Origin of the sequence: Flavobacterium sp. Sd200 (assembly GCF_009826935.1) — a bacterium.
GTDB lineage: Bacteria > Bacteroidota > Bacteroidia > Flavobacteriales > Flavobacteriaceae > Flavobacterium.
In genome coordinates this window covers 70,853-93,040 of record NZ_WUMN01000002.1, presented here as the reverse complement: position 1 = coordinate 93,040, position 22,188 = coordinate 70,853, and the positions used below count along the sequence as shown (strand labels likewise).

At 38.3% G+C, this 22,188-nt stretch carries 19 protein-coding genes; 5 read left to right on the top strand and 14 right to left on the bottom strand.

Translation table 11 applies throughout. The features are described from left to right. Positions 1–137 precede the first annotated feature (137 nt). The 3 genes from GR160_RS06525 to GR160_RS06515 all read right to left on the bottom strand — a co-directional run bounded on the left by GR160_RS06525 (position 138) and on the right by GR160_RS06515 (position 2,608). Complete coding sequence (locus tag GR160_RS06525; protein WP_160749064.1) at positions 138–935, bottom strand: ABC transporter ATP-binding protein; 798 nt, start codon at positions 933–935, stop codon at positions 138–140. Continuing rightward, positions 935–1,675, bottom strand: a complete 741-nt coding sequence (locus GR160_RS06520; RefSeq protein ID WP_160749063.1) for an ABC transporter permease — start codon at positions 1,673–1,675, stop codon at positions 935–937. Before GR160_RS06520 ends, GR160_RS06525 begins: the two co-directional genes overlap by 1 nt. A gap of 84 nt (positions 1,676–1,759) precedes the next feature. Beyond that, entirely contained in the window at positions 1,760–2,608 is an 849-nt protein-coding gene (locus GR160_RS06515; RefSeq protein WP_160749062.1) for a glycosyltransferase family 2 protein, read from the bottom strand. Positions 2,609–2,684: 76 nt separating this feature from the next. Here GR160_RS06515 and GR160_RS06510 point away from each other — a divergent pair, with 76 nt between their 5' ends. Together GR160_RS06510 and GR160_RS06505 are read left to right on the top strand one after the other, a co-directional pair. After that, positions 2,685–4,433: a hypothetical protein gene (locus GR160_RS06510; protein ID WP_160749061.1), complete on the top strand. Its 1,749-nt coding sequence runs from the start codon at positions 2,685–2,687 to the stop codon at positions 4,431–4,433. Beyond that, a complete protein-coding gene (locus GR160_RS06505; protein ID WP_160749060.1) occupies positions 4,430–5,062 on the top strand; it encodes a T9SS type B sorting domain-containing protein in 633 nt (210 codons plus the stop codon). Before GR160_RS06510 ends, GR160_RS06505 begins: the two co-directional genes overlap by 4 nt. Position 5,063: 1 nt before the next feature. On the opposite strand, the gene GR160_RS06500 is transcribed toward GR160_RS06505, so the two are convergent. Continuing rightward, the gene (locus GR160_RS06500; RefSeq protein WP_160749059.1) at positions 5,064–5,594 is read right to left on the bottom strand and encodes a class I SAM-dependent methyltransferase; all 531 of its coding nucleotides are present in this window, start codon (positions 5,592–5,594) and stop codon (positions 5,064–5,066) included. Between the two features lie 92 nt (positions 5,595–5,686). Between GR160_RS06500 and GR160_RS06495 the strand changes: the two genes are divergently transcribed. After that, complete coding sequence (locus GR160_RS06495; protein ID WP_160749058.1) at positions 5,687–7,153, top strand: lipopolysaccharide biosynthesis protein; 1,467 nt, start codon at positions 5,687–5,689, stop codon at positions 7,151–7,153. A 7-nt stretch (positions 7,154–7,160) separates the two neighbouring features. On the opposite strand, the gene GR160_RS06490 is transcribed toward GR160_RS06495, so the two are convergent. The 5 genes from GR160_RS06490 to gcvP form a co-directional block, all read right to left on the bottom strand. After that, positions 7,161–8,219 (bottom strand): 3-oxoacyl-ACP synthase III family protein, encoded by a 1,059-nt coding sequence (locus tag GR160_RS06490; protein WP_160749057.1) that lies wholly within the window; start codon positions 8,217–8,219, stop codon positions 7,161–7,163. A gap of 130 nt (positions 8,220–8,349) precedes the next feature. Continuing rightward, a complete protein-coding gene (locus GR160_RS06485) occupies positions 8,350–8,721 on the bottom strand; it encodes a group III truncated hemoglobin (RefSeq protein WP_160749056.1) in 372 nt (123 codons plus the stop codon). Positions 8,722–8,885: 164 nt separating this feature from the next. Next, positions 8,886–9,191 (bottom strand): type II toxin-antitoxin system RelE/ParE family toxin, encoded by a 306-nt coding sequence (locus GR160_RS06480; RefSeq protein ID WP_160749055.1) that lies wholly within the window; start codon positions 9,189–9,191, stop codon positions 8,886–8,888. Further along, on the bottom strand, positions 9,181–9,423 hold the full coding sequence (locus GR160_RS06475) for a hypothetical protein (protein ID WP_160749054.1): 243 nt from the start codon (positions 9,421–9,423) through the stop codon (positions 9,181–9,183). Before GR160_RS06475 ends, GR160_RS06480 begins: the two co-directional genes overlap by 11 nt. Before the next feature lie 153 nt (positions 9,424–9,576). Next, positions 9,577–12,426 carry an aminomethyl-transferring glycine dehydrogenase gene (gene gcvP, locus GR160_RS06470; RefSeq protein WP_160749053.1) on the bottom strand — a complete coding sequence of 950 codons (2,850 nt, stop codon included), beginning with the start codon at positions 12,424–12,426 and terminating at the stop codon, positions 9,577–9,579. A gap of 133 nt (positions 12,427–12,559) precedes the next feature. On the opposite strand from gcvP, the gene GR160_RS06465 reads away from it, so the two are divergent. After that, positions 12,560–13,378, top strand: a complete 819-nt coding sequence (locus tag GR160_RS06465) for a hypothetical protein (protein ID WP_160749052.1) — start codon at positions 12,560–12,562, stop codon at positions 13,376–13,378. 464 nt (positions 13,379–13,842) lie between these two features. On the opposite strand, the gene GR160_RS06460 is transcribed toward GR160_RS06465, so the two are convergent. From GR160_RS06460 to GR160_RS06445, 4 genes are all read right to left on the bottom strand, one after another. Next, positions 13,843–16,494 carry a TonB-dependent receptor domain-containing protein gene (locus tag GR160_RS06460; protein ID WP_160749051.1) on the bottom strand — a complete coding sequence of 884 codons (2,652 nt, stop codon included), beginning with the start codon at positions 16,492–16,494 and terminating at the stop codon, positions 13,843–13,845. 240 nt (positions 16,495–16,734) lie between these two features. Then, positions 16,735–17,610, bottom strand: coding sequence for a methyltransferase domain-containing protein (locus tag GR160_RS06455; protein WP_160749050.1), 876 nt, complete (start codon positions 17,608–17,610; stop codon positions 16,735–16,737). 11 nt (positions 17,611–17,621) lie between these two features. Continuing rightward, positions 17,622–18,062 carry a hypothetical protein gene (locus GR160_RS06450; RefSeq protein WP_160749049.1) on the bottom strand — a complete coding sequence of 147 codons (441 nt, stop codon included), beginning with the start codon at positions 18,060–18,062 and terminating at the stop codon, positions 17,622–17,624. A 65-nt stretch (positions 18,063–18,127) separates the two neighbouring features. Then, positions 18,128–18,631, bottom strand: coding sequence for a GbsR/MarR family transcriptional regulator (locus tag GR160_RS06445; protein ID WP_160749048.1), 504 nt, complete (start codon positions 18,629–18,631; stop codon positions 18,128–18,130). Positions 18,632–18,777: 146 nt separating this feature from the next. Here GR160_RS06445 and GR160_RS06440 point away from each other — a divergent pair, with 146 nt between their 5' ends. Next, positions 18,778–20,580, top strand: a complete 1,803-nt coding sequence (locus GR160_RS06440) for a hypothetical protein (RefSeq protein ID WP_160749047.1) — start codon at positions 18,778–18,780, stop codon at positions 20,578–20,580. Positions 20,581–20,654: 74 nt separating this feature from the next. Here GR160_RS06440 and GR160_RS06435 read toward each other — a convergent pair whose 3' ends face one another. Continuing rightward, positions 20,655–22,118 (bottom strand): glycoside hydrolase family 130 protein, encoded by a 1,464-nt coding sequence (locus GR160_RS06435; RefSeq protein WP_160749046.1) that lies wholly within the window; start codon positions 22,116–22,118, stop codon positions 20,655–20,657. Positions 22,119–22,188: the final 70 nt, after the last annotated feature.

Below are 22,188 nucleotides of genomic sequence, written 5' to 3'. Positions count from 1 at the left end.
TTTAATCCTTTTAAGAGGTTTTTAGTGTAGTTCATTGTATTGATACTCTTTCCAGGTTTGTGCTCTTAGGGATGATATAAAACAAGAAGACCCGGTTTTAAAAAACCGGGTCTTCTTGTTTTTAAGTATAAAAGAAACTATTTTTTATTGGTATGTCCGTTGATTGTTTCATCGGCATCGGCCAAAAGGCTTTCACGTACTTTTTTGAATAGATCTGATGAATATACAAATTCCACTACCGATTTATTTCTTGTAACCTGTATCTCGTCTTTATTACCTTCCCATTCTTTAATCCCGTTTTTAAGGAATACGATCTTTTCACCTATTTGTAGTACCGAGTTCATATCGTGTGTATTGATAACGGTGGTAATGTTATATTCTTTAGTGATCTCCTGTACCAGTTCGTCTATAACTATACTGGTCTCCGGGTCGAGTCCGGAGTTAGGTTCGTCGCAAAAAAGATATTTTGGGTTGTTTACAATCGCGCGGGCAATGGCTACACGCTTTTGCATACCACCCGATATTTCATTAGGAAATTTTCGATTAGCATCTTTAAGGTTTACCCTTTCCAACACTTCATTAACACGGTCTTTAATGTCTTTTGTGCGCTTGTTGGTAAACATTTTAAGTGGAAAAGCAACGTTGTCCTCGACGTTCATAGAGTCGAATAATGCACTGCCCTGAAATACCATGCCTATCTCTGTGCGTAATGCCCTTTTTTCATCGGGATCAAGTTCTGTGTATATCCTGCCATTAAAGGCTATTGTTCCCGAATCGGGGGTGTGTATACCCAAGAGTGTCTTAAGCATTACGGTTTTACCCGATCCGCTTCGGCCAATAATAAGGTTGGTTTTTCCTGCTTCAAATGTTGTCGATATCCCTTTAAGCACTTCAACATCACCAAACGACTTTCTTATGTCTTTTATCTCTATCATTAGCTTAAAAGTATTTGGGTTAAAATATAGTCTATCAAAATAATAACCACACAACTCCACACAAACGATGTTGTGCTTGCTTTACCCACTTCTAAAGCTCCACCTTTCATGTAAAAGCCATGAAATGAAGGTATAGTGGCAAGTATAAACCCAAATATGAATGTTTTTATAAAGGCATATATAATATGAAAGGGTATAAACTCTCGTTGTATGCCGCCTATAAATTCGTCATTAGATATAAACCCACCATATACACCGGCAAGCCATCCCCCCAGAATACCTAAAAATATTGATACAGATATTACAAAAGGATACAATAAAAAAGCAATGATCTTAGGGAAGATCAGATAGTTTAATGAGTTAACACCCATAACCTCTAGGGCGTCTATTTGTTCTGTAACGCGCATAGTACCAATGCTTGATGTAATATAAGAACCTGCTCTTCCGGCCATAATAATTGAAAGAAAAGTAGGAGAGAACTCTAATATTACTGACTGCCTTGTGGCAAATGCTATAAGTGATTTTGGTATAAGCGGGTTGGTAAGGTTAAGTGCGGTTTGTATAGCTACAACACCGCCAATAAAGAACGATATAAAGGCTACAATGCCCATAGACCCTACTATAAGGTCGTCTATTTCTTTAAATATCAGTGGCCTCATTACTACCCATTTGGTGGGTTTGTTAAAAACCTCCTTAAGCATAAGGAAGTAGCGGCCTATCTGGTGTAAAATTTTGATCATTTATATAAAGCGAAAATAATGGCTAATGTACCGATTTGTATCGGGTTAATGGCAATACTTAATAGTTTTTTAATACTTATCGTATTAAAACAACTTTTCTTTCATCTTCTTCCAGCGGTAGCTGCGCACAAATTTTGCCTGTTCATTAGTTACTAAAAGTGCCTTTCCTTCATTTTTTGCTTTAAGAAAGCCCATAATATAATCTATAAAAAGCAGTGGCTTTTTTTTGCGCATGGCAAGTTTTGCACCCGCTATTGTGGTGATTATAAGTCCGTAACCTAAAGTATAAAAAGCTTCGCCCTGTTTGTAGCGTGCAGCTTTATTGTAGTTAGCCCCAGTGGGCTTAAGGTGTTTAACAATTAAACGTTCTACTGTTACTACTTTCCAGCCATAAAATTTAGCAAGAAGCTCATCGGCTGTGTCCCAGCCCATGGCAGTGCGCAATCCGCCCATTTGCATAAAAAGTTCTTTACGGTAGGCTTTAAATGCCCCACGAATGTGGTCTTTATCGGTAAGGCTTTCTATTACCCATTGTCCGTTTTTTTCTATATAGGCAAAACCACCTGCCATACCCACCGTGTCATCTTTTATGAATTCATTTAAAATGCTCTCAAAATAATCAGGGGGCAATATCAGGTCAGCATCCAATTTTACAATAATATCATAATTATCATCGATAGTAGCATAACCGGCATTAAAAGCCTGTATTACTTTGCTGCCGGGCATGTGCACCTCGTCAGACTGTTTATTTACCAGTGTTATCCATGGATGTTTATTTATGTATTCCTGAACAATTGAAGCCGTAGCATCGGTACTGTTGTCATTTACTACAACGGCTTTTGTGGGTAGCACGGTTTGCTCTGCCAACGATTGAAGTGTTATGCCCATAAAGGCTTCTTCATTATGCGCCGGAATAATTACATAGTATTTCATGTTTTGTGTAGAAATAGTGCAAATATCTTTATTTTTTAATTTGTTTAGCTAAATTTAGGGTTTAAAAAATCGATTTATGAAGTTGTTTGTCGCTTTCTTTTTCTTTACAGTTATTGCTTCCGCTCAGGTGGCATTCCCTCATAGTTCATCTTCCGGAGGTATATCGAGTTCTGAACGTGTTTCCAATTTTACAGTTGCAGGTGCAGGTAATGACAGGCTTGAGGTTTCTAATGGTACCCAAAATGAAAACCAGTTTATACCTACTTTTTGGTCCTATCGCGATACAAGTAATTCTTTTTCTATGGTATTTACATCATCTATTGCTGGGAGTTTAGATAATGGTTCATCGCCGCTAATGCTTTTCACAACAACAATTCCTACACAGCCTATATTTACCAATACTAACGAATTTGTTTGGGGGCCTGCAGGAACATACAGGGCAATAGTAAACAGGCCTTTATTTCAATGGAGAAACTCTTCGACAAGGTTAATGACAATTGCTGCTAACGGAAATGTAGGTGTCAATACCGAAACACCTACCGCACTTTTACATACCGTTGGATCTGTAAGGTTTGAGAATCTTGCTAATGCATCTGTTCCTAATTTTATACTGGGTACAGATAATAGCGGAAATGTGTTCGAATACCCTGCTTCTTTGTTAAATAGTGGAGGGAGTGGTGGTGGCACATCAGACGCTGACTGGCTAAAACCTGATGGGAATGTACCAATGTCTATTAATGATACCAAATACACTAATGGCCTGATAGGCTTTAACACTGTCAACCCAACAGCTAACTTGCATGCAAATGGTACAGTTCGTTTTGAAAGTTTAGCAGATTCTGTAAACCCAAGTTTTATGCTTGGTACAGATAGTAGCGGAAATGTATTTGAATATCCTGTGCCTGTTGCAACGCCATCTGATGCAGATTGGTTAAAGCCTGATGGGAATGTGCCGATGTCTGTTAATGATACTAAATACACCAATGGCCTCATAGGTTTTAATACAGTTAATCCCACTGCAAATCTTCATGCAAATGGTACAGTACGCTTTGAGGGTTTAAGTGAAAAAACAGCTGCTAACTTTATTTTAGGTGTTGATGCTTTAGGAAATGTTGGTAAATATACTCCTGTGACGGGTGGGGTAGCTTCGAGTGATGCTGATTGGATAAAACCTGACGGAGGCGTGCCCATGAATATAAACGATACCAAGTATACTAATGGATTAGTTGGTTTTAATACAAATAATCCTACTGCCAATCTTCATACTAATGGAACGGTACGCTTTCAAAATTTAAGCAACGCTACAACACCTGATTTTTTACTGGGTACAGATAGTAGTGGTAATGTTTTTGAATATCCTGTTCCTGCTCCGGCTGAGTTTGATTCTGACTGGTTAAAGCTTGATAACACTGTTTCGATGTCTATAAATGATAACATTTATACAAATGGTAAAGTAGGGATTAAAACCAATCTGATTCCAACCCGTTCAGGTAACGAAGATGTTAGTTATTACAGCCTTTTTGTAGAGGGAGGTATATTGACTGAAGAAGTAAGGGTAACATTAAAACAGGAATGGGCCGATTATGTATTTGACGAAGATTACAATTTGCCTACATTAAATGAAGTAGAAGCATACATTAATAAAGAAAAGCATTTGATGCACATACCAAGTGAAAAAGAGGTTAAAAATGACGGAATTGAACTGGGTGAAATGAATAAACTTTTGTTGCAAAAAATAGAAGAGCTCACATTATATGTAATAGACTTGAATAAAAAAATAGAATTACAGCAGAGAGAGATTGATAAACTGAAAAATAAACAATGATGAAGTTGCTGTTGTTTAAAATAATATTGATCAAATTGGTCATGGTTCCCGATCCTGTGAAAAATGCTTATAGGGTTGAAAATGATACGGCTATTTTAAAAAGTTTCTTAAGAGATGAGATTGTAAGTTGCGATCCTTTCATCACATTGAGAAATCCGGAAGAGAATAATTCGTATTTATATTGGGCTGAAAACTCAATAAACGTTAGTAATAATTATATAATTACTGAAAATTCTGCTTCAAACATTACCATGAAAGCAGGGAAGCAGATAGTACTCAGGGGTAAGACAGTAATTAAAAGAGGGAACAGCTATCTTGCCCGTATAGAACCCTGCGAACCTCCATGCAAATCCACTTATACCTATAGCAAGTATTTTACACCAAATCATGATGGTATAAATGATTATTGGACCATCAAAGACATAAGTAACATGACAAATGTTAATGTTACAATTTATGACCGTTATGGCAAACTGATAAAAAAAATTAATCCTCTGAAAGAGCGTGGTTGGGATGGCAAATTCAATTCTGAAGCTCTTTTTGCAACAGATTATTGGTTTGTGCTAACTTACACAGATTGTAATGGAATGTTTATGGAAGTAAAGTCACATTTTAGTTTGCTGCGATAGGCTATGATTTTGAATTCCTTTCCGCATAGACAATATAATAACGCGGTGTAAAACGTCGTAACAATGGCCTAATGCCAATTTTTTTTGTGGGATTTGTCCATCTGCTACGATCTTTAATTACCCATCCGGTTTTTTCTAATAGCCAATCTAACTGCCATTCTTCAAACTCGTGATAATGTCTGTCCCACATATCGGTTTTACTGCGATAGGCAGGGCTAAACCATAGCCTTAAAGGGACTGATATGATTAGCTTGTCACTTTTTACACTTTTAAGCACTGTGTATGGGTTTAACAGATGCTCAAAGATCTCAAAAGCCGTTAACACATCATACTGTCTGTCAACGATTGTACTTTGATCGATATCAATATCCTCACCTCCGGTATTACTAACGTTATATCCTTCTTTTTCCATTATTTCAGAAAAAGGATTTTTGATACCTAAGTCTAAAATCTTTTCCTCTGGAGAAACATGTTTTGTAAGAAATTCAAGTGTTAATTTATATCGTTTGTGAGGAAAGCTTTTTTCGTACATCGTGTTTAAATAGATGCTTCAAAAATATAAAAAAAAGTAATCCTCATTTATAAAAATCAGGACTATATTTGCCATTAATATATTTTACTGACTTGAAAAGTAAATTACAAAAGCAGGCTATACTTTACAGTATAATTAATTACTCAGGTACTTTCATTGGTGTTATATCAGCATTGTTTATTTATCCGCTTAATTACGAGCTTTCAGGAACAATAGGTTTTATAGATAATATTTCGCAAATGCTTTTCCCGATAATGGTTTTGGGTGCTTCTCACGCATTGATTAAGTTCTATCCGGGATTAAGTGAAAAACATCAAAAGCAGTTATTTAATTACAGCTTGGCATCTATTAGTGTAATTGGTGTTGTGGTCTTCTTAGTTATTGTTCTACTTAATTTTTTTGGGAATTATAAAAATAAAGAGCTTTTATATTTTGCATTTCCTGTTGCTTTAGCGTTGTCCTATATTGAACTTTTTAGAAAACAGGCACAGGACATGCGAAGGCTTGCAGTGCCAACTTTATTTGAAAAAATTATTCCTAAAATAATTTTGCCGCTTTTATTTATACTTTTAATAAACAACTTTGTAGGGTTTTATACATCTTTAACGCTATATGCCTGCTGCTATATAGCAATTTTTTTTCTTATTGGTATTTATCTTTTCAAGTATTATAAACCGGGATTTAATTATAGTTTTAAAGAACTGTTTGAAGAAATTCCCCGTAACGATTATTATAAATACAGCTTATATTCGTTTGCAGGCAGCCTTGGGTCTTTACTTGCGTTTAGGATCGATGGAATAATAATATTCGAATATATCTCTGAAGAGGCAAACGGTATCTTTAGAAACGGAGTAACGCTTGCATCAACTATGCAGATTCCGGCAATGGGGCTTTTTGCATTATATGCTCCGCTTATTTCGGCGGATTTAAAAGCCGAACGATATAAGGAATTAAATGTAAAGTATAAAGAAATAGCGCGATTGCTTTTTTTTATAGGGGCAATTTTTTACGGATGTATTTTTTTAGGTTTGGAAGAATTGTTTAGGATACTTCCTGCTTACGATAAGCTTAAAGATACAATACCCATTATTAAAGTGCTTGGTTTTAGTGTACTGATAAATATGGCGACAGGTTTTAATACAGAAATTATTACCTATTCTAAATACTACAGATTCAATATGATCGCCATACTTTCTTTGGTGGTTCTCAATGTAGGACTCAATATTTGGTTCATTAGCTTAGGATATGGTATAATGGGAGTAGCTTTTGCATCGTTTATAAGTATGACAACCTTTAACGTAAGTAAACTGATATTTTTAAAAAAGAAATTTGATCTGTTGCCTTTCGACGGTAAGTTTTTAAAAATGGCAATCGTATTTTTACTTGCTGGGTTTGCAGTATGGGGATTACCTAAAACCGATTCGCACTTTATGAACCTTATTTATAAAACAAGTCTTTATGTGTTTGTAACAGTAATGGTTGTTTACAGGTTAAGGCTTGTTTACCAGTTAAATGTGTGGGTAAAACAAGCCTTAAAGAAGTTTATTAAGTTGCAATAAAGCTTTATTAAACCTTATATACAACGGCATTAATATTCATGCCGGCACCTACAGATGCAAAAAGCACTATATCGCCCGGATTGAGCTCCTGGTCGGCAAGTTGCCCTTTTATCATAAGGTCATATAATGTAGGTATGGTTGCTACACTGCTGTTACCCAGTTTATGAATACTCATAGGCATTACACGTTCTGGCATTGTAGCATCGTGCAGCTTATAAAAACGCTCTACAATTGCTTCATCCATTTTTTCGTTTGCCTGATGTATAAGTATCTTTTTAAGATCGCCAATGGCAACACCACTTTTTTCCAGGCATTCTTTCATGGCCTGTGGTACATGGCTCAGGGCAAATTCATATATTTTTCGGCCATACATTTTTATGTATCTAACATCTTTATCATGGTCTTTGTTATATGAATTTCCAAAGAAAAGAAAATAAGCTTCATCATAAGTAAACGATGCGGTTTCGTGTGAAAGAATGCCCCCTTCATCATCAGTAGCTTCTATAACCGTTGCTCCGGCTCCATCGCTGTATATCATACTGTCTCTGTCATGCAGGTCTACCACACGGCTCAGGGTTTCGGCACCAATAACCAGGCAGCGTTTAGCCATACCGCTCTTAATGTATGCCTGTGCCTGTATAACACCTTCTACCCAGCCAGGACACCCAAAAAGAATATCATAAGCAACACATTTTGCATTTTTTATTTTAAGGCTGTGCTTTACACGGCTGGCAAGGCTTGGCAAAAGATCGGCCTGTATAGCACCTTGCTTAACATTTCCAAAGTTGTGCGCAAAAATTATATAATCCAGTGTTTCCGGGTCTATGCCTGCATCCTGAATGGCACGTTCGGCAGCAAAAAAAGCAATATCTGATGTTAGTAAATCCTCTTCAACATAACGACGCTCATCAATACCGGTAATCTGCCTGAACTTCTCGGTTACTACCTCGTTAGAATACGACAAAGGAGAACCATTCTCATTTAAAAACTGGTGCTGTGCGAAATCTTTATTAGTAACTATACGGTTAGGGATGTAGCAGCCTGAACCGGTTATCTTTATGTTCATCTCAATACTATTTGTTTGCTTAAGCTAATTTAAGTATAAATAACGGGATAGCTTTGTTAAAAATGCTATGCCTGCATATAAATTTAATTGCAGCGTCAGCTAACAAATCTATGTTAATAAATTGACAATTTCAGTGTGTTGCCATTTTTATTTTCATAACAGTTGCGATTGATTGCGCCCTTGTTTTAATTTTTTCGGAATTTATGCCAAAAAACAAATCATTAACGGTTATGTTAAAGTGGTTGAGCCAAATCTCAAAATGAATTTCGGTAAGTCTTTCTTTTTCATTCAGGTCTAAATGCATTTGCATTACATTTTTGCGGTAATTGCCTGTATAAAAAAGGCTTTGCTCCCAAAAATCTGTAAGCGACGGCATGTGGGTTTCAAGGTTTATCTTAGCTACATCAGTAAAAATATAGCTAATGCCTGGGTCGTTAAGCAACCGTGTGTAAAATTCCCAAAGCAGTTTTTCGAGGTCTTCGCGGTTTTCTATGTCTTTCATAACCTATAATGTTTACTACAAATTTCAGTAATAAATTATAAGGATTTAATGATTGAGGTCATAACGGTATTGAGATAAGTAATGAGATTTTTTACTAAACCTATTTACAATATGCCTCTTTGTAGGTGTTGATAGCTTTAACATTCTTAGAATTATCTCTAAATTTAGATATCAGAGTCTTTCCAAAGATCAGGATTTCTGGAGGTATGATAAATTGCCAGAATATTTACCTGATTTTGTTCTGGCAAATATTCATAGTGGATGCCATAAGGAAACTTAGTACAAAATGCGATTCGTATATTTGAATAACGTATATTATGAATTAATGGGTTATTGGCTATGTTGTTAACATTTTGGTTTATTTCTCTCAGAAAAATTAATCCTAATCCCTTTTTAGCATTGTTATACCATTCGGCAGCTTCTTTCAGGTCAGATTTTACTGTGTCGACAACAAATTTTTTATTTTTCATTATCCATTTCCTGTTCGAGTTCTGCCATCATGATGTCAAAATCTGTTAAAGAATCCGGATGATTCTTTATGTGCTCTTTTCTCTTTAATGTTTCTTCTTTTTGCCATGCAGGTATATAAAAATCTTCTTCTACAGTTATAGCAATTGGCTTTTTTTTGAAAGCAGCTTTGAGGGTTTCTATAAAATCAGGAGAAATTTCATCAGCAGAAGAAAAATGAAAAGTAGTTTCCATAACAATAGTGTTTTTATCAAAGTTATACATTTTAATAAATAAAAAAACCACGAGTTTCATAAAATACACCTATTTGGCAAAATCAAATATTAGTGCAATTTATGTAATTCGTGGCTTAATAAAAAAGGCTGCCCGAAGACAGCCTTATAAAACTTAATTTTCCATGTATGCCTCAATTGGCGCACATGAACAAACAAGATTGCGGTCGCCGTATGCATCGTCTACACGACGCACGCCCGGCCAAAATTTATTTTCGTGCAGGTACTCTAATGGGAACGCTGCTTTTTCGCGGGTGTAAGGTAGTGTCCAGTTATCAGTAGTGATCATTGCCAAAGTATGCGGCGCATTTTTAAGCACGTTGTTTTTATCATCGGCAGTAACCTCGTCTATTTCTTTACGGATGGCTATCATGGCATCACAAAAACGGTCAAGCTCTTCAAGGTTCTCACTCTCAGTAGGCTCTACCATTAGCGTGCCTGCAACCGGGAATGATACAGTCGGTGCATGGAAACCGTAGTCCATTAAACGTTTGGCAATATCAGTAACCTCTATGCCGTTTGCTTTAAACGGACGGCATTCTAATATCATTTCGTGTGCTGCACGTCCCATCTCGCCTGTGTAAAGCGTGTCGTAGTAACCGGCAAGCCTCTCTTTAATATAGTTAGCGTTTATAATGGCATGCTCGGTAGAACTCTTAAGTCCTTCTTCGCCCAGCATGGTTATGTAGCCGTAAGAGATAAGGCATACTAGAGCTGATCCCCATGGTGCCGCCGATATGGCTGTAATAGCATTTTCGCCACCTGTAGCCACAACAGGGTTGGTAGGCAGGAACGGCACAAGGTGTTTAGCCACACATATAGGGCCTACACCCGGGCCACCGCCACCGTGAGGTATAGCAAAGGTTTTGTGTAGGTTAAGGTGGCAAACATCGGCACCAATAGTGCCAGGGTTGGTAAGGCCAACCTGTGCATTCATGTTAGCGCCATCCATGTAAACCTGTCCGCCGTTTTCATGTATAATATTTATAACCTCTATAATCGAAGCTTCATACACACCGTGTGTAGAAGGGTAGGTAACCATTAGGCACGCAAGGTTGTCTTTGTGCAGTATGGCTTTTGCCCTTAGATCTTCTACGTCTATGTTTCCGTTTTCAGATGTTTTGGTAACCACAACCTCCATACCGGCCATGTGTGCGGTAGCAGGGTTGGTTCCGTGTGCAGATGCAGGAATAAGAGCAATGTTTCTGTGACTTTGACCTATAGATTCCTGATAAGCACGAATAACCATAAGGCCGGCATACTCGCCCTGTGCGCCACTGTTAGGCTGTAGGGTAGTGCCTGCAAAACCGGTAATAACGTTTAGTTGCTCTTCCAGTTTTTTAAGCATGGTTTGGTATCCTTCTGCCTGTTCTACAGGTGCAAACGGGTGAATGCTGTTCCAGTTAGGCAGGCTAAGCGGAAGCATTTCGGCAGCGGCATTAAGCTTCATGGTACATGAGCCTAAAGATATCATGCTGTGGTTAAGCGCAAGGTCTAAACGCTCCAGTTTTTTAATGTAGCGCATTAAAGCCGTTTCGCTGTGGTATTTATTGAAAACCTCATGCTTAAGGAATTCATTAGTTCTAACTAAACTATCAGGAATTGAAACAGCATCGGTAAGTGTAGTAACAGTATCAGTAGTTTTACCTGTAGCTTCTGCAAATACAGCAACAATATCGTTAATGTCTTTTACAGATGTAGTTTCGTTAAATGCTATCGCTATGGTATCGGCATCTACATAATAGAAGTTGATTTCTTTAGCTTCGGCGGCAGCTTTAACTTTGGCAGCATCGGCTTTAACCACGATAGTGTCAAAGAACGACGTGTTGGTTTGGTAAACACCAAGTTTGTTAAGCGCATCGGCAGTGGTAACAGCAGCCGCATGAACTTTATCTGCAATATATTGCAGTCCTTTTGGTCCATGATATACTGCATACATACCTGCCATAACGGCAAGTAGTACCTGAGCCGTACATATATTAGATGTTGCCTTTTCGCGTTTAATGTGCTGCTCGCGGGTTTGCAGTGCCATGCGCAGTGCACGGTTGCCATTGGTATCTATAGTAACACCAATAATCCTGCCCGGCATAGAGCGTTTGTACTCTTCTTTAGTGGCAAAGTAAGCCGCGTGAGGCCCGCCATAACCCATTGGTATACCAAAACGCTGGGTTGTACCCACCACAACATCGGCACCAAGTTCGCCAGGCGATGTAAGTTTTACAAGGCTTAGTATATCGGCGGCAACAGCAATTTTAATATCTTTAGATTTTGCATTTTGAATGAACGATGCATAATCATATACCTGGCCGTATTTGCCCGGGTATTGCAATATAGCACCAAAGAATTCTGACGAGAAGTCAAACGTTTCGTGGTTGCCCACCACAAGCTCTACTCCAATTGGGGTAGAACGGGTTTGCAGCACGCTAAGGCTTTGTGGCAGTATTTCTTCGCTTACGAAGAATTTGTTTACATTGTTCTTTTTCTGGTCGCGTGTACGCACGTCAAATAACAATGCCATAGCCTCGGCAGCGGCAGTACCTTCGTCAAGAAGCGATGCATTGGCAATTTCCATTCCGGTAAGTTCGATAACCGTAGTCTGGAAGTTTAAAAGTGCCTCAAGACGCCCTTGGGCTATCTCTGCCTGATAAGGCGTGTAGGCAGTGTACCAGCCCGGGTTTTCGAAAATGTTGCGCTGAATAGGTGCCGGAACAATGGCTGGGTGGTAACCCAAGCCTATGTAAGACCTGAAAATTTTGTTTTTATTGCCCAGTTGAGTAATGTGGTTTAGGTACTCATATTCGGTAAGGGCTGGATCCAGATTTAGGGGCGCCTTTATACGGATATCATCAGGTAGGGTTTCATATACCAGCTGGTCTATAGATTCTACACCGATGGTTTTAAACATGTGTTGAAGGTCGGCCTCTCTTGGGCCAATATGCCTTAAAGCAAAAGCATCTGTTTTCATGTGCGTTGTGTGCTGTAGTTTAAAGGCGCAAAATTAGTGATTTATATTCAAATTAAAATACAACTTATTTCCTCATTTTGTGAATTTTTCATTGCAAATGAGTAACTGTTGTGATATTGATTATTTTTGTAAGATGAAGGTTGCAAAACAATTGTTCTATATATACATTCACGGCAGCCTGCATGTGGCTGTTGCTGTGCTCTCGCTGGTGCTTATGACCAACTATATGTTCCACAATCCATTTGATGCTCCTATGGCGGGTTTTGCCTTTTTCGGAACAGTTTTCGGTTACAACTTTATAAAGTATGAAAGTCGTTTCCGCAAAAAGCGTCCTTTAAATAATTTTCATAAGGCAGTTTTGTCTTTAAGTTTATTCTCGCTTGGAATAGGGGCATGGTGCTTTTTTATGCTCTCGGTCAAAGCACAAATTGCCGCTCTGATATTGTTTTTATTTGCGGTGCTGTATGCGGTGCCTGTTTCGGCAAAAGGAAACCTGCGCAATTTTGCCGGAATAAAAATATACATTGTTGCACTATGCTGGGCAGGAGTTACCACCCTGATGCCATTGCTTAATACAGGATTGGAACTTGGACATGATGCGTGGCTGAAGTTTTGCCAACGCTTTCTGCTTGTGATCATTCTTATCCTGATTTTTGAAATCATCGACCTGAGCGTAGACGATCCTGCGCTAAAAACCGTACCGCAAAAAATAGGAGTAAAAAATACAAGGTTGCTGAATATGGGCTTGCTTGCCGTTTTTTACTTTTTAGAATTCCTGAAAACCTTTGTTGATCCTGCACAGCTTTTGGTTAATGTTTTTTTGATACTTATGGTAGGGTTGTTTACCATTTTTGCCAACCCTGAACGGCCTAAGTATTATACTTTATTTTGGGTAGAAAGCGTGCCCATTATCTGGCTTGGGCTTTTGCTTTTGTTAGATAGGGTTTATTAGGGTTTTGTAGCATTTATGAATATAGATTAGTCTTTTCAACCAATGGTTAAACTGGATTGTTTTTTACCACAAAGGCCACGAAGTTTTCACGAAGTGAACAAGGTATTACGCTTCGCTTTTAAGTTCACAAAGTTATATCTGCCAACAGCACCAGTCACAATGCCTTGTGAACTTAGTAAGACAACTTGTTGTTCGTCGTGTGCAAATTATTCGTACTGCTTTGTGAGCTTTGTGAAAACTTCGTGGCCTTTGTGGTAAAATTGTAATCTATTTATGTAAATTTCCGGCAGACTGAATTATATACATAATTTTGGTATTATTTACACGGAGAAGGCACAGAGGATCACAAAGTTTTACTTAAGCTTTTCAGTTTTTCTTTTGCGAAACTTTGCGGGATTTACTAAATACAAAAGCACCCCGCACAAAGTGTGCAGGGCGCCTGTAACAAAAAAATATTAAACTACCTAAAAATTATATCTCATGCTAAAGTTCCACGTACGGCCGTTGCCAAAGAACACGTTGTTTGTAACATTAACGCCCCTGTAGTTAACAGATGTTGGTGTAACTACGTTAGAAGATGTTATTTCGCTTAAATAAACTTCGTCAAACACGTTGTTTACGTTAGCGCGGAAAACTAAAGATGTGTTTGTAAAGTTTAGCCTGTAGGTAAGACCGGCATCTACAAGATCATAAGACGGTATCTCTACGATATCTTTTGTTACTGTAGAAGAGTATAGTTTATCATACATTCTCCAGTCGGCATCTACACTAAGGCCTTTAACTATTTTATAAGATGCGCCAAGGCCAAATACTGTTTGTGCAGCACCACCCACTTTTCTGCCTTTTACTTCGTTTATAGTTTCGTTTTGTATAAAGCTGGTGCTGGTTGCTGTTGTTTTATAAACACTGTTAGGAATAATGTTCCTGCTTTCGTCAAATACCCTTGTATAAACATTATCGTCATATTTCCAGTTACCTATAGAAGCAAAACCTTTAATATCAAGCTGAGATGTAGGGTGGGCTGTAACTTCAAGTTCTACGCCTGTATGCAGTTGATGTACGCCTGAGTTGTTGCTGAAAAGCTGTTCTTCGTTGCCCGTAATAGTATTAAGTACATTATACATAGCGTTTGTAGTAACCCTGTCTTTCCATCGTGTCATATAACCGTCAAGGTTAATATCTACATAGTTGCTCCTAAAACGGTAACCCGCTTCAAGGCCTGTGATTTTTTCGTTTTCTGTAAAGTTGTTTACCTCATTACCAAAGTTCAGGTATATGTTATCGTGGTAAGGCTGTCTTGAATAAAAACCTGCATTAGCAAATAGGGTGTGCTGCTCTGCAAAAGTATAACTTGCACCACCTTTAATGTTGTAGCCTGTGTTGTTAACTTTATCTGATTTTTCCTGTTCTTTAGAATATTGCTGGCGATCCCAACGCACGTGGCTTTGATTAGATATTGCTCCCTGAACAAACGCAGAGAATTCATCCGTTTTATATTCTACCTGACCAAAAACACCTAAATAGCTAATACGCTCATCATAGTCGTAATCAATTTTTTGAGTGTTGGCTGGCTTGTTAGTGAATGAACTCCACGGGTTAGCACTAAACTGCTCTGTAACTGTGTAGTCCGGATATTGCACATTATCATCTACAAAAAATCCGTTAAGTCCCATAAAGTTTGATACTTCCCTGTAGTGTGTGCCCTTATAAGTACGAAGGTCTACACCTGCATTATAGCTGAGGTTTTGACTTATTTCGTGGTTAAAGTTACTTACCACACCATACCATGAATGGTTGTTAACCGAGTTACGTATAAGGTATGAGTTTGCTACTGTGCCTATACCGTCAGTAAGTGCCCTGTTGTTTGTGCGTATGGTTCCAAAATCAATATGTCCGTCTGATGTATATTTTTTGTTGGCAGATGAGCCATAGTTACCTGTACCGCCACCACGACCCCAAGAGGCATAAGCTACCGTACTAAGGTTCATTTTATCGCTGATAGTAAAATCCCAGTTAAAGTTTGCTACGGGTTTGTGGTAGTAGTTAACCCTTTCACTTATGTAATCGCCATCAAGAAAGCCGTAGTTGTTGTTGTATTTACGGCCATACCTAAGATAGTTGGCAATAGATTTTGTATAGTTTTGATCATGCTGCTGAGGAGCACCAAACACTAAGAAGTTAAAAAGGTGTTTGTCGTTTGCTTTATACCCAAAAGAAAGGAAATAGTTGTATCCCTCGCCATAAGTACCGCGGTTGTATCCGTCGCCACTCCATTTTGTAAGCATGGCACTTGCACCAAAACCACTTTCCATAAGGCCGGTGTTGTAGCCCACCGTTGTACGGCTGTAGTTGTCATTACCTATCATAGACTGGGCAAAGCCGCCCTTGCGAAGATCTGTAGCTTTAGTTACAATATTTACTGTACCACCTACAGATGATATGGCAAGCTTAGAAGAACCCAAGCCACGCTGCACCTGCACTTGGTTGGCTACATCGGTCATGCCGCTCCAGTTACTCCAATACATGTTACCGTCTTCCATACCGTTTATTGGCTGGCCGTTAAGCATAAATGCTGTGTTAGTTTGGTCAAAACCGCGAACAAACATTTTAGAATCACCATAACCACCTGCCTGGCTGGCCACATAGATGCCGGGTGTATTTTTCATTACTTCCGGAAACTCCTGGTTACCTGATTTTTCCTGAATTTCCCTGCGGCTAATGTTGCTCACGGCAACAGGAGTGCGCCTGTCCTGAGCCATGTCGATAACGCCTTTACCTACTATTACTACGGCGTCAAGTTCTTCGCTGTCTTCTGTAAGCATAATAGGTTCAAGGGTTAGAGGTGTGCCTGGTGTAATGGTAAAAGCTACTGTTTTTTGGTTGTGGCCCAAAAAGCTTATGATAACACTGCCCGATGTTGCAGATGTGCTAAGTGTAAATGTACCGTCTATGCCTGTTGTGGCAATATCTTTAGTGCCTTTAACCATTACTGTAGCACCCGGAAGTGGCAGGTTTTGCGTATCGGTAACGTTACCTTTAATGGTTTCCTGGGCCATCATTACTACTGAGAACAGCATAACGAAAGCCGTAAAAAAATAACGGGTAAAATTTTTCATTCTTGCGTTGTATTTTAGATTAGTACCGCAAAAATTAGGTGTTAAGCCTTAAAGTACGTTAAGGAAGCGTTAAAAGGAAGAGAGCTTACAAAAGCGTAACTTTTTTGAAACCAAGAGTTAAGTTATGCCTGCATAGTATGTGTGTGACTAACCTTAATTTTACGCAAGAATGAATTTTAAGTAATGTTATATTTTTTGGGTTTTGAGATGATTTTTGTAGTAAATAAAACATTTGTAGGATTACACTTGTTTTGTGCAGGTTATGATGTAGTAGCCAAAATTATTCATTTGTAAACCTGACAGTAATGCGAAGAGTGACCCTTTTAGATTTTTAATGCTTTGAGCTTTGATGGGGTGACTGTTAAGTGTTTTTTTGAAGATGAAACCTGTAATTGCAAACGGTACGTGAAGTACAGATGGCGCCACTTTAAAAGAAACTTCTTCAATGGCTACATTTGTAAACCCAATGTCTTTAAGCATGATATTTACAGTATGTATGTTGCCAAGTTTCTCAAGGCTCCATCCCTCGCATAGACCTTTGTAACAATAATTACCTCCAATACATAATTGTTCAAAATCTTTTTTCAGAAAAGCATCTGCTACTATCAGGCGACCACCCGGTTTTATTATGCGGTAAGCTTCTTTAAATGATTGTTCGCTGTGGCCGCTATGGCAAAAGCTTTCAATGGCAATTGCTCCGTCAAAAGTACTATTTTTAAATCCTGTGTTGTTGTAGTCGTTAACGGTAATATTTCCGTTGAGGCCTCCTAACAGCCTATTGCCTTCTGAAGCCTGAAACTCAGAAAGTGTTATTCCGGTTATATTTAAGGCAGAATTGTTAGTTAAACCGTATCGCATAGTGCCGCCCATACCACAACCAAGGTCGCAAAGCATTTTAGCATTAGCAAGACGTTTAAAGATTTGCCTGTTCATTTCGTTAAGCATACTGTCACGCTTAAAAGGATTGGTACGAAACGGATTATAGTAACCAAAGTGCATATTAAAATCACGGCTCCAAAATTCATAATCTTCAGTGGCTTCATTATAAAAATGCACTGTTTCTAAAGTGTTTTTTTTATGAATTAACTGGTCCCGATCTAAGGTTGATGTTGTCATTGCTTTAAAATTTAAAGGTTATAATAATGAACAAGGTTGTAAGTCAGCAATAGAGAATATACTGCTGCAAATAACACAAACAATGCATTCATGCCATAACCTCCAAACTTAAACAGCTTTTCTTTCGGAATCTCATACATGGGGTAGTAGGCAATTTGTGTGGCTACTTTGCCTACCCAATATGTGGCGATCAAACCAGTTATAGCAATGGCTAAAGGTGTACCGTTTTTTAAATCGTTAGTGAGCAGCAATGCTATGAGGCCAAAACTAAAATTGAGTCCCTGTATGTAACGCCCGTAGGTTTTGGCAATTTCCTGGTTAAGTGGTTTTAATTGTTTTACATCGTTGTACCAGTCAAACACACGATGGCGGATATAAGGATAAATGAGCGCAGTAAATATCTGGCCAATACCTCCCAGTATTATGAGCCAGTTAGGGATGTTTAGATTCATGATTTATATATTTTATTGATTATTTTAAACTTTCAGAAAAAATTGAAATTACGTATTAAATTTTTTTATTTCATTATTTTCATAACAAGGCGTGCCAGCCAATTGTCTTTAAATTCTATCGATTTCTCGAGCATGTTGTCAGCCTTTAAAACAAAATCATAAAGTTTAGCAGTTTGCTCTGTAAAGTGTTTTGCTTCGGCAGAATTCTCATTAGTGCCCGACGATACTTCTTTAAGTACTTTAAGGGCAGGCTTAATTTCGCGTTTGCTGCGTTCCTGTGCAATTTTAACAGCAAGTTCGTCAAGGTCTTTTTCAGATGTAAAGAACTCGCGTCTCTCGCCCGGCTTGTATTCCTTATATATAATGCCCCAGTCCATAAGGGCGCGAAGATTCATACTGGCATTGCCACGAGATATTTGCAACTCTTCCATTATGTCTTCCATACTTAGGGGTTCAGGAGCTATCATCAGCAGGGCGTGTATTTGCGCCATAGTTTTATTAATACCCCATTGCGAGCCTAATGCCCCCCAGCTTTGCACAAATTTATTTTTAGCTTCCTTAAATTCCATAGTTCAAATGTATGAATAATTTTTTGAAGTTTCAAAAATAAATGAAAGTTTTTAATTATTTGACAATGAGAGTAAAATACCTATTAATAGGTATTTTTTTTCTGTTAAAAATGTTTGTGGTTTGTTGGAATCTAAAATTTTAAATTATGAAAAGATATTTATTTTTTATGTTAGCATTTCTTTTGTTTTTTGCTGAGTCATCTGCGCAAAAAAGGCTTTACAAAGATTGTTCAGACTGCCCTAATGACGAAAATGTGTTAGTTTATGATTTTAACTGTAAACACTTTTATTATAATAGTAAGCAGGTAAAAAGCCTTAAAGATATTAAGGTGAGGTACAATGAGGAGTTTCAAATAAAGATTATAAATATCAACAGATATTTGTATGATGTTAAGGTTAGTGCAGATGATATTGTGTTCAGCAGTGAGGAGCCTACTTTGTTTAAACAGTTTTTTTTAGGTAATGGTTTTGATTTCTCTAAATTAAACTCAAACAGAGATGTAGAAAATTTACCTGGAAGTGGAGGTTCTGAGGCAAGTACAGACGGTGATACCATTCAAGATAATAAATCCAACAAAAAAATCATTATTAAAATTGAAAATGACTTTATTGATGCTTATGTTGATTTTAAAGATAGTTACAATACTTTAATTGTAAATACGATTAAAGCAAATTCCATTTGTCCTGTTGATGTTGATTGTTGTGAATCTATAAATTTTGATGAATTTAAAAATTTATCAGAAAAATTGTTTGATTTAAGGTTGAAGTATAGCAGTTTGAACGCTGAAAATAATACTTTGTTAGAATTCGAAACTAAACAATTAGAAAAGCATGAAACAGCATTAAAGCAAAAAGAAGAAGGTTTAAAGAAAGAATCGGATTTGTTTGACAAAGAAAAAGATAAGGTCAAAAAAAACAATCATAAGAAAAACATAGATAAAATTAACAGTGAAATTGCCGGTCTGAAGGAACAGATAGCAGTCGCCGAAAAATCTATAAATGACAAAAAAACCTTAAAAAAAGAACTCGACGATTTCAAAGCTTTTCTTGATAATCTAACCGACGAGAAAATGTTAGAGTTGGTCTATTTTAGCAATAATTTTGTAGCTACAAATTTTGAATATACAAGCCCACCGATTTTTGCTTTTGGTAATGAACTTTCTTTAAATATTGACATAACACCATCAGAAGTTGCTGATTCTTCTCCTTTCAAGGGGCTACCACTTTACAGTAGTGAATTAAGCGTGAAATTAAGAGTAAGAAATAAATGGTTTTATAGTTTTGGTACCGGCCCATTTGTTGGTATTGGCAGCAAATTGACTTCTGAACAATATGGCTGGCAAAGGCAACCAGTTGTAGAGACAGGAACTATTAATGAATCATCGGGTTATAAATTAGTTTCTACGGGAAATGAAAGTGCTCCTGTGGGCATTGCAGGTTTTGCTAATTTTGGTATAAAGTTGTCTGAATTTTTTGGTATAGGCCCATCTATTGGTGCAGGGGCAACAATAAATGATGATCCTCAAATTGCTTATTTTGCGGGGGTGTCATTGTTTTTTGGGCAGGATAAGCAATTTAACCTAACGGGCGGTATTTCATTTGTGAGGGTAAAGGAATTAAAGTCGGAACTATATAATACTTTGGTATCTTATGTGTCTACTCAAGATCTTGAGTACCGGAGACCTTTCAAGTCAGGAGGGTTTATCTCTTTAACATATACTGTGTTTGACGGTAAAAAGTCTACCAATGGTTCTTCAGGTTCCGCTAAATCAAAAGCAAGCGCCAAAACCCCTGCTGCGCAAACTACAGAAAATACAGAAACACCCCAGTCTGAATCGGCCTCCGGCGAATCGGATGGTGACTCTGGTAGTGCAACAACTTCCGATGATGCGATAATAATCCCTGCCACGGCAATTAGTAAGGATACTAAAATTAAAATCAAAAGTTAATAACAGCAAAACCCCGAAGCCACAAACTCCGGGGTTTCCTATATCTAATAATCTTACATCCAATAATCTAAAAACTATCCTCCGTTCCTCAGCCTGTCCAGTAATGTTTGCAGCTTTACGGTGGCAAAGCCAGAGCTGTGGTCGCTAAGGCCATAGGGTATTATGAGTTCATCGTTATGCACTATAGAACCGCAGGAATACACTACGTTTGGCACGTAGCCCTCGCGCTCATCCGGGTTGGGCACAATAAGCGGGTCTTTAAGGCGGCCTATTTCTTTCGAAGGATCATCTAAGTCTAATAACGATGCTCCAATGCTGTAGCGTCTCATTGAGCCTACCGAGTGGGTTATGACCAGCCAGCCGTATTCGGTTTCTATAGGTGATCCACAATTGCCTATCTGTACAAACTCCCAAGGATATTCAGGACACTGAATTTTAACCGGGTCGTCCCACTCGTTTATATTGTCGCTGTACATAAGATAGTTGTTCCATCCGTCTATGCGCGACAGCATGGCAAACCTGCCGTTTATCTTCCGTGGAAACAGCGCCAGGTTTTTATTCTTGGCACCCTCACCGTTAAGCGGGCTGGTTTTAAAATCATAAAAGTCGTAGGTTTTTAGCAGCTTGGGCATAATGTGCACCCCGTCGTAGGCGGTGTAAGTGGCATAGTAGGTTTTTTTGCCGTTTTCGTCAGTAAACAATACAAAACGGGCGTCTTCAATACCTTTGCTTTCAAAGTCGGATATCGGGAAAATAACCCTGTCGCTAATATCGGTATCCCTGCTAAAGCTTATACGCCTGTAGCTGTCGCTCAGTGCTAGTATAAGGTTGTACTGTTTCAGGGTTTTTATGTCGCTGGTTTTTCCCCTTTCCTCATTTATAAGTGCCTTAAGCTGCTCGTAGTTAAAACGGTCGTCGAGACTGTCTACTACCGAGTTTATAAATTCATCGTTAATATCGGCCTCTTCGGCTTTTTTAAGGAACAGCCTTTTCTGGTACATTACGTTGTGTACTTTTTCGGCCTCGTCTATATAATTTCCGGCAGGTATAACAGTAATGTCGTTATTGCGGTCTATAATGGCCCGGCGGAAAACTACCGACGACACGTGTCCTTCACCCACCGCCCTAAAGCTTATAATAACGCGCAGCTGCCCCTCTTCGAGGTTGCTCTGATCCGGATCCGGAACTATGGAGGGGTTAAAAAAAGCAGCCGACTCTATAGAATATTCGTGAGTAAAGTAAGAACCTATAAGCAGTTTGCAGTCTTCGTCCAGTTTTTCAAACTCAAAGCCTGCCTGTTTTACATATTTTTTTACACGCTCTGCATTGCGCAGCAACTTGCGCGTAATGTTGCGGTGACGTTTGGAAAAGTCCTGAAGCAACGGAGAAACAAGTGCAAAGGTTTCTTCTTTGCCTAATGCCAGTATCTTTTTTATAAGCTCTACAGCGCGTTCCTCGCCGTTAAAAAAGTAGCGTGCTATAACGCGTTTGGTATCCGGCAATACCTTTACGGGCTTTCTTTCTACAGATAGTCTCATGTATTTTCGTTTTTAGGTTAACAGGCATATCAAAGGAACCTCTAAAATACGAATATAAATCTGTAATACT

Coding starts and splice junctions, on each gene's coding strand:
- GR160_RS06500 (WP_160749059.1), bottom strand. CDS start 5,594: ATGTACGAAAAAAGCTTTCCTCACAAACGATATAAATTAACACTTGAA.
- GR160_RS06510 (WP_160749061.1), top strand. CDS start 2,685: ATGAAGTTGTTTGTCGCTTTCTTTTTCTTTACAGTTATTGCTTCCGCT.
- gcvP (WP_160749053.1), bottom strand. CDS start 12,426: ATGAAAACAGATGCTTTTGCTTTAAGGCATATTGGCCCAAGAGAGGCC.
- GR160_RS06445 (WP_160749048.1), bottom strand. CDS start 18,631: ATGGAATTTAAGGAAGCTAAAAATAAATTTGTGCAAAGCTGGGGGGCA.
- GR160_RS06460 (WP_160749051.1), bottom strand. CDS start 16,494: ATGAAAAATTTTACCCGTTATTTTTTTACGGCTTTCGTTATGCTGTTC.
- GR160_RS06505 (WP_160749060.1), top strand. CDS start 4,430: ATGATGAAGTTGCTGTTGTTTAAAATAATATTGATCAAATTGGTCATG.
- GR160_RS06455 (WP_160749050.1), bottom strand. CDS start 17,610: ATGACAACATCAACCTTAGATCGGGACCAGTTAATTCATAAAAAAAAC.
- GR160_RS06520 (WP_160749063.1), bottom strand. CDS start 1,675: ATGATCAAAATTTTACACCAGATAGGCCGCTACTTCCTTATGCTTAAG.
- GR160_RS06480 (WP_160749055.1), bottom strand. CDS start 9,191: ATGAAAAATAAAAAATTTGTTGTCGACACAGTAAAATCTGACCTGAAA.
- GR160_RS06440 (WP_160749047.1), top strand. CDS start 18,778: ATGAAAAGATATTTATTTTTTATGTTAGCATTTCTTTTGTTTTTTGCT.
- GR160_RS06475 (WP_160749054.1), bottom strand. CDS start 9,423: ATGGAAACTACTTTTCATTTTTCTTCTGCTGATGAAATTTCTCCTGAT.
- GR160_RS06525 (WP_160749064.1), bottom strand. CDS start 935: ATGATAGAGATAAAAGACATAAGAAAGTCGTTTGGTGATGTTGAAGTG.
- GR160_RS06485 (WP_160749056.1), bottom strand. CDS start 8,721: ATGAAAGACATAGAAAACCGCGAAGACCTCGAAAAACTGCTTTGGGAA.
- GR160_RS06465 (WP_160749052.1), top strand. CDS start 12,560: ATGAAGGTTGCAAAACAATTGTTCTATATATACATTCACGGCAGCCTG.
- GR160_RS06515 (WP_160749062.1), bottom strand. CDS start 2,608: ATGAAATACTATGTAATTATTCCGGCGCATAATGAAGAAGCCTTTATG.
- GR160_RS06490 (WP_160749057.1), bottom strand. CDS start 8,219: ATGAACATAAAGATAACCGGTTCAGGCTGCTACATCCCTAACCGTATA.
- GR160_RS06435 (WP_160749046.1), bottom strand. CDS start 22,118: ATGAGACTATCTGTAGAAAGAAAGCCCGTAAAGGTATTGCCGGATACC.
- GR160_RS06450 (WP_160749049.1), bottom strand. CDS start 18,062: ATGAATCTAAACATCCCTAACTGGCTCATAATACTGGGAGGTATTGGC.